The sequence below is a fragment of the Streptomyces alkaliphilus genome, from assembly GCF_014141535.1.
In the GTDB taxonomy this organism is placed as follows: Bacteria; Actinomycetota; Actinomycetes; order Streptomycetales; family Streptomycetaceae; genus Streptomyces; species Streptomyces alkaliphilus.
In genome coordinates, this window is sequence record NZ_VKHT01001612.1 from 1 (window position 1) to 628 (window position 628).

Genomic DNA, 628 nt, shown 5'->3' on the forward strand with positions numbered 1-628 from the left:
GGTCAGGGCATCGGGGGCCGCGCCAGGGCGCGTTCCACCAGTTCGGCGACGCGGAGCCCGGCCCGCCGGGCCTCCATGTGCAGCCGGCCGACGTTGGTGTTCGCGCCCGCCAGCGCCGTGAGGACGGCGTTGGGTCCCGCCGCGTAGGTGGCGACGTACCCGTGGTCCCCGCGGACCACCAGTTCGCGGAAGGCCCCCCGGCCGGTGTTGTCGGCCAGTCGGAGCGCCACCCCGAGGGCCGCCGCCGTGAGGGCGGCGGTGCTCTCCGGCTCCGGGTCCACGGTGTCGTGGGCGAGGATCAACCCGTCCACGCTGGCCGCCAGGACTCCGGTCACCCCGGGGACCCGGGCCCGCAACCTGCGTAGTTCGTCGAGGAGTTCGGGCTCCGCCGACATCGTCGTCATCAGCTGCCTCCTTTCGGCCCGCTGCCTCAGCGCACGCCTCATGAGGACGGTCGGGGAGCCTCGGGGAGGAACGGCGGTGTCACAGGTGGGCCTCCAATGCGTCGCGTAGCCGCCGGAGCAGGGCGATGTCGGCGTCCCCGGAGCCGGATCCGGCCGTGATACCGGCGATGCCGGCGACCGTGCCGAAGCCGGACGGGACCGGCCCCCCGGGGTGCGGCCCGACC

General features: G+C 75.2%; 1 protein-coding gene. It reads right to left on the minus strand.

The genetic code is table 11. The features are described 5' to 3' along the window. Positions 1-2 precede the first annotated feature (2 nt). Complete coding sequence (locus tag FNQ90_RS25945; protein WP_143624809.1) at positions 3-446, minus strand: roadblock/LC7 domain-containing protein; 444 nt, start codon at positions 444-446, stop codon at positions 3-5. Between the last annotated feature and the right edge of the window lie 182 nt (positions 447-628).